Source organism: Aquabacterium sp. A08, assembly GCF_011742065.1.
Genome location: NZ_JAAQQT010000683.1, coordinates 38503 through 44580, shown reverse-complemented (window position 1 = coordinate 44580; position 6078 = coordinate 38503). Strand labels below are relative to the sequence as shown.

At 65.8% G+C, this 6078-nt stretch carries 6 protein-coding genes and 1 pseudogene; 2 read left to right on the top strand and 5 right to left on the bottom strand.

What is annotated here, in order from left to right:
• Together glmS and HA630_RS17620 are read left to right on the top strand one after the other, a co-directional pair.
• Positions 1–1140, top strand: a 1140-nt coding sequence (gene glmS / locus HA630_RS17625; RefSeq protein WP_166836387.1) for a glutamine--fructose-6-phosphate transaminase (isomerizing), incomplete at its 5' end; no start/stop codon positions are given.
• Between the two features lie 121 nt (positions 1141–1261).
• Positions 1262–1717: a hypothetical protein gene (locus HA630_RS17620; RefSeq protein WP_208300148.1), complete on the top strand. Its 456-nt coding sequence runs from the start codon at positions 1262–1264 to the stop codon at positions 1715–1717.
• A 115-nt stretch (positions 1718–1832) separates the two neighbouring features.
• Here HA630_RS17620 and HA630_RS17615 read toward each other — a convergent pair whose 3' ends face one another.
• The 5 genes and pseudogenes from HA630_RS17615 to HA630_RS17595 form a co-directional block, all read right to left on the bottom strand.
• On the bottom strand, positions 1833–3122 hold the full coding sequence (locus HA630_RS17615) for a TRAP transporter large permease (protein WP_166836386.1): 1290 nt from the start codon (positions 3120–3122) through the stop codon (positions 1833–1835).
• Positions 3119–3625 (bottom strand): TRAP transporter small permease, encoded by a 507-nt coding sequence (locus tag HA630_RS17610; RefSeq protein ID WP_166836384.1) that lies wholly within the window; start codon positions 3623–3625, stop codon positions 3119–3121. The genes HA630_RS17615 and HA630_RS17610 overlap by 4 nt, the downstream gene beginning before the upstream one ends.
• 23 nt (positions 3626–3648) lie before the next feature.
• On the bottom strand, positions 3649–4764 hold the full coding sequence (locus HA630_RS17605) for an NAD(P)-dependent alcohol dehydrogenase (protein WP_166836383.1): 1116 nt from the start codon (positions 4762–4764) through the stop codon (positions 3649–3651).
• Between the two features lies 1 nt (position 4765).
• Positions 4766–5815, bottom strand: coding sequence for an aromatic ring-hydroxylating dioxygenase subunit alpha (locus tag HA630_RS17600; protein ID WP_166836381.1), 1050 nt, complete (start codon positions 5813–5815; stop codon positions 4766–4768).
• 59 nt (positions 5816–5874) lie between these two features.
• Positions 5875–6078: pseudogene (locus HA630_RS17595) on the bottom strand (hypothetical protein); the annotation flags it as partial.

Genomic DNA, 6078 nt, shown 5'->3' with positions numbered 1-6078 from the left:
AAGACCGTGCACGCCCACAGCGGCGCGGTGGAGCTGGGACCGTACCGGCACTACATGCAGAAAGAGATCTTTGAGCAGCCGCGGGCCATCGCCGACACGCTGGAAGGCATCGAGGGCATTGCCCCCGAGCTGTTCGACGGCCAGGGCGAGCACGCCACCGCCGCCTGGCGCGTGTTCAAAGACATCGACCAGGTGCTGATCCTGGCCTGCGGCACCAGCTACTACAGCGGCTGCACCGCCAAGTATTGGCTGGAGGGCATCGCCGGCATGCCCACCCAGGTGGAAGTGGCCAGCGAATACCGCTACCGCACCAGCGTGCCCCACCCGAAGACGCTGGTCGTCACCATCAGCCAGAGCGGCGAAACCGCCGACACCCTGGCCGCGCTGCGCCACGCGCAGAGTCTGGGCATGACCCACACGCTGACCATCTGCAACGTGGCCACCAGCGCCATGGTGCGCGAGTGCGAGCTGGCCTACATCACCCGCGCCGGGGTGGAAATTGGCGTGGCCAGCACCAAGGCCTTCACCACCCAGTTGGCCGGGCTGTTCCTGCTGACGCTGGCGCTGGCCCAGGCCAAAGGCCGCCTAAGCGCCGAGGACGAAGCACAACACTTGAAGGCCATGCGCCACCTGCCGGTGGCCTTGCAAGCCGTGCTGGCGCTGGAGCCCCAGCTCATCCAGTGGGCCGAGGCGTTTGCGCAAAAGGACAACGCGCTGTTCCTGGGCCGGGGGCTGCACTACCCGATTGCGCTGGAAGGCGCGCTGAAGCTGAAGGAGATCAGCTACATCCACGCCGAGGCCTACCCCGCGGGTGAACTGAAGCACGGCCCGCTGGCCCTGGTGACCAGCGCCATGCCGGTGGTGACGGTGGCACCCAACGACGCGCTGCTGGAAAAGCTGAAAAGCAACATGCAGGAGGTGCGCGCGCGCGGCGGTGTGCTCTACGTGCTGGCCGACGCCGACACCCACATCGCCAGCGGCGAAGGGCTGAACGTGGTGCGCATGCCCGAGCACTACGGCGTGCTCAGCCCCATCCTGCACGTGGTGCCGCTGCAGCTGCTGGCCTACCACACGGCGCTGGCCAAGGGCACGGACGTGGACAAGCCGCGCAACCTGGCCAAGAGTGTGACGGTGGAGTAGTTTGGCTCGCGAGTGGTTGGAAAGAGGGGGCAGAGGCCCCCTTTTTTCTTGGCGGCTCCCCTAAACAGGGGAGCTTGAGGCCGTCGTATCCGAGTGACAATTCTCCCAACTTTTTCAAGGGATGAATATGATATTTCAAGGGGCAAAAGTCTGGGCTTTGTTGAGCATGGCGGTGGTGATTGGCGGTTGCTCGTCGATCACGCAAAGCGAGATGCAACCCGTCTCTTTGACGGCCACATTCGAAGGCAAGCCAGTGGAGGCCGAGTGCAAGATCAACAACGAGAAAGGCAATTGGACTGCGCGTACTCCTAGCAACATTTCGGTGCGCAAATCCAACGAAGACCTGGAAGTGGCTTGTAAGAAGGAAGGCCTGCCCGATGGCATCCTGAAAGCCATTTCCAGAGCCGCGGGCTCGATGTTTGGAAACATCATCTTTGGCGGAGGCATCGGTGCAATCATCGACCACAACAAAGGCACTGGGTACGACTATCCCAATCAGTTGCCGGTCAAGATGGGCGAGTCGGTTGTGGTGGACAAGAAAACTGAGAACGCGCTGCACACCGCCAACGCCAAGTAAGTCACAAGCCCGCGGTCTTGGTGTACGCGTTCAGGGGGCACCGGGGACCCAGATTGCACTCACGGCTCTGGGCATGCACCCCCGGTGTGGCCTGCACCGGTCGGTAGACGTGTCTTCAGAACCAGCCCAGCGACACCAGGGCAATCTGCGGCCAGGCGATCAGCAGGCCCACGGCGATCAGGTTGGCGATCACAAACGGCATGACCCCCTGGAAGATGGTGGACAGCTTGACCTCGGGCAGCAGCGTTTTCACGGTGAACACGTTCATGCCCACGGGCGGTGTCAGCATGCCGATCTCGATCATCATCACCACAAAGATGCCGAACCAGATCGGGGAGGCGCCCATTTCCACCGCCACGGCGGTGAAGATGGGGGCCGTCAGCAGGAGCAGGCCCATGGCCTCCATCAGCGCGCCCAGCACCAGGTAGATGAACACCATGGCCAGCAGCACCCCGACCAGTGAGAGCCCGCTGTTCTGTATCCACTCCACCAGCTGAAAGGTCAGGCCCGACAGGGTGATGAAGTTGGCGAACACCAGGGCACCGAAGACGATCGCGAAGATCATGGCGGTGGTCGCGGCGGTTTCGTGCAAGCAGGACAGCACGCCCTGGAGGGTCAGCTTGCGCCGTGCCAGTGCAATCAGCAGGGCGCCGGTGGCACCCATGCCGGCGCACTCGGTGGCGGTGAACACGCCGCCGTACAGCCCGCCCATGACGAACCCAAACAGCACGATCGTGGACCACACCCCTTTGAGCGCCAGGAAGCGTTGCCGCAGCGGCAGGCGCTGACCGCGGGGGCCCAGTTCGGGGTTCAGCAGCAGGGTGACCCACACCGCACCCAGGAACAGCGCCAGCAGCAGCAGGCCGGGCACGATGGTGGCAATGAACAGCTGGCGGATGTCGGTCTCGGTCAGCAGCCCAAAAATCACCAGGGGCACCGAGGGCGGAATGAGCACGCCCAACACCCCGCCCGAGGCCACGGCGCCGGTCGAGAGCCGGTCGTGGTAGCCCAGGCGGCGCATCGGTGGCATGGCCACTTTGGTCATGGTGGCGGCGGTGGCGATGGAGCTCCCGGAAATGGCCGCAAACAGGCTGCAGGCCGCCAGCGTGGCGTGGGCCAGCCCACCCTTGAGGTGGCCCAGCCAGGCGTTGGCGGCGTCGTACAGCTCGCCGCTGATGTCGGCCTTGTGCACGAACAGTCCCATCAGGATGAACATGGGCAGCACGGACATGCCGTAGTTGGTGGAGGCATCGACCACCACCTGGCCCAGCATGTGCAGGGCCGGGTCCACGCCGCGCAGGGCCGCGTAGCCGCCCACCCCCGCCAGCAGCATGGCAAACGCCAGGGGCACACCGGCAAAGGCGAGCAGAAAAACGGCTGCGAAGCCGACGATGGCCGCGGTCATGCGGGGTCTCCTTTGTGTTGCAAGGTGCGCCAGATGAGCCTCAGCACCACCAACGTGCTCAGGCCGGCGAACAGCATGAGCGCAAAGCTCAGCGGGGCGTGGGGCAGGCCCAGCACGATGGAGGCCGAACCGCTCTCCAGGTCGTCTTGCCCCTGCAGGTAGAGGCGCCAGGTGAGCAGGCCCAGAGCGATGGCGCTGCAGGCATCGCACAGCACCAACTTGATGGTTCGGCCGCGACCGCGCACCAGGTTATCGATCAGGCTGACCGTGACGTGCGCCCGGTGTCGAGTCACCAGTGGCAGCGCGGTGAAGATGACCGCCGCCATGGCGTATTCGATCACCTCGACGCTGCCGCGCACGGGCGAGGCAAAAATGTAGCGTCCGAGGACATCGGCAAACGTCAGGACCACGATCAGTGCCACCGGCACGGCGCTGAGCCAGGCCAGTACCCGATCGAGGCCGTCTGGCCGGTCGCCGTTGCAAGGGGGTTCGCTGTGACTCATGTCGGTGCAATCCTGTGAAAACGTCAGGCCGGCATCCGCAGCACCGGCTTGACGGTGCTGCCGGCGCGGGCGTCGGCCATGGCCTGGTGGATGGATTCGAAAGGGTAGATTTTCATCAGCTTCTCGAACGGGAAGCGGCCTTGGGCCTGCAGGCGGATCAGGTCGGGGATGAAGGCATCGGCGTTCGCGTCGCCCTCCACGATGCCGCGCAGCGTTTTGCCATTCAGCATCACGTCACGCACGTCCACTTCCAGTTGGGTCCCGACCGGCGCGCCCCCCACGAAGCCGCAGCGCCCGAGTGGCCCCAGACCGTCCAGTGCCTGCCGCAGCACCGCGCTGACGGCGGTCGTGTCCAGGCTGCAATCGGCACCACCGCCGGTGAGCTCGCGGATGCGGGCCACCACGTCGGTGTCGCCATCGGCCAGCACGGTGTGGGTGGCACCCAGTTCGGCCGCCAGCGCCAGGCGGTCCGCCACGCGGTCCACGGCAACGATGGTCGCTGCCCCTATGGCCCGGGCGGCCATGAGGCCCGCCATGCCCACGGCGCCGGTGCCGAACACCACCACCGATTCGCCCATCTGCGGCTTGAGCACGTTGATGATGGCACCGGCCCCCGTCTGGATGCCGCAACCCAATGGACCCAACAACTCGAACAGTTCGTGGGGCACCGAGTCGGGCACCTTCACCACGTTCTGTTCGGTGCAGAGGCAGTGCGTGGCAAACGACGACTGGCCGAAGAAGTGGTGCCGCACCGGCTGGCCGTCGCGTGACAAGGCGGTGCTGCCGTCGCGGCGCTGGCCCAGAAAGTTGCTGCCGAAAAAATACCGGCAGTAGCTGGGGGCGTGGCGCAGGCAGCTGGGGCAGGCGCCGCAGAAGTTGTAGCTGAGCACCACCCGGTCGCCCACCTGGACCTTGGTGACTGCGCTGCCTACCGACTCCACCACGCCGGCCCCTTCGTGGCCGAGGACGATGGGTTGATCGACCGGGAAGGGGCGGCCCATGACGGAAATGTCGGTATGGCACACACCGGTGGCCACCAGCCTGACGCGTATCTCGCGGTCGCGCGGCGCCTCGATCTCGAGCGGCTCGATGACCAGCGGGGTGCCCGGGGCGTTCAGTACGGCTGCAGTGATGCGCATGTCAGGCCGCCTGGGTGATGGGCACGACGCGGCTGGATTCGCCGGCTTCTTGCTCCAGCAGCCGGTCGATCATGTAACGCACCCGGCCCAGTGCGGCGTCGTTGCGCACCGAGCGCATCTTCGCATCCGGCTGGCTGTTGATGACCTGCTGTTGCGCTTCGATCACCCAGCGGTCTTCTGCAAAGGCGGTGGCAATGCCTTGGCCCACCCGCTCGATCATGCGGGCATCGTCGTGCGGGAACTGGCAGGGCTGCACCCAGAAGTAGTGGGTGGTCTGCTCGGTTTCGGGCGTGAGCAGCGAGAAGTGGCGCAGGTGCAACGCGCCGTCGCGCTCGTGCGGTTCGCCCTCGCCCGGCGGCACCGAGCCGGCCCAGTTCTCGAAGACCGAGGGCAGCCACCACACCTGGCGGTTCCAGAAGTCCACCTTGCCGGCGAACCGGCCGGCCATGCCGTGCAGGGGCGACGGGTCGCAATTGCGGATGACGCGGTTCAAGCGGATGCCACGGTCAAAGGGAATGATCTCGGGGCGGGCGTTGGGGAAGGCGTTGTTGGCCAGCGTCGTGCGGTGCACGAAGGTCAGGTGGGTGAAGTCCAGCAGGTTGTCGGCGATCAGCTGGTAGTTGGCCTGGTAGTGGATGTAGCCGGTGGCGGTGGGCCAGCCGGGGGCGCCGTTCCAGTGCACGTCCACGATGTCGTCGGGGTTGGCGCGTGCCGGGTCGCCCATCCAGATCCAGAGCAGGTTGTGGCGCTCCACCAGCGGGAAGCTGCGCACGCACATGCCGGGCGGAATCTGCTCTTGGCCCGGGATTTCGACGCACTGGCCGCTGGCGTTGAACACCATGCCATGGTAGCGGCAGCGGATACCACCGTCCTCCACGTCGCCCAGCGACAGGGGCGCCAGGCGGTGGCAGCAGCGGTCCTCCAAGGCCACGGCGGTGCCGCGGGCGGTGCGGAACAGCACCACTTTTTCGTTCAGGAAGGTCCGGGCCAAGGGCTTGTTGGTGCATTCCGCCGCCATCCCTGCCACGTACCAGGCATTTTTCACAAACATAGGGGGGTCTCCAGTCCACAACAGGCCCCCGCGCGTGCCGACGGCCGGGGCCTCGGGGGTCAGCGGTTGGCCGCTGCCTCGGCGCGGTAGAAGTCCAGCGCTTCGCGGCCGTTGATGCCCAGTTTCTGCGCATCGCTCAACCAGGCCTGGGTGAGCGGGGCGCCGAGCGCCTGCAGCTCCTTGTTGAAGGCGTCGCTGGCTTTGTGGAACTTGATGCCCTTGGCCGCGGCTTCTGCACGCATTTTGTTTTCCAGGTCGTCGTA

Bases quoted from the DNA above. Each gene is read 5' to 3' on its own strand.
- HA630_RS17620 (WP_208300148.1), top strand. From the start codon at position 1,262: ATGAATATGATATTTCAAGGGGCAAAAGTCTGGGCTTTGTTGAGCATG.
- HA630_RS17615 (WP_166836386.1), bottom strand. From the start codon at position 3,122: ATGACCGCGGCCATCGTCGGCTTCGCAGCCGTTTTTCTGCTCGCCTTT.
- HA630_RS17610 (WP_166836384.1), bottom strand. From the start codon at position 3,625: ATGAGTCACAGCGAACCCCCTTGCAACGGCGACCGGCCAGACGGCCTC.
- HA630_RS17605 (WP_166836383.1), bottom strand. From the start codon at position 4,764: ATGCGCATCACTGCAGCCGTACTGAACGCCCCGGGCACCCCGCTGGTC.
- HA630_RS17600 (WP_166836381.1), bottom strand. From the start codon at position 5,815: ATGTTTGTGAAAAATGCCTGGTACGTGGCAGGGATGGCGGCGGAATGC.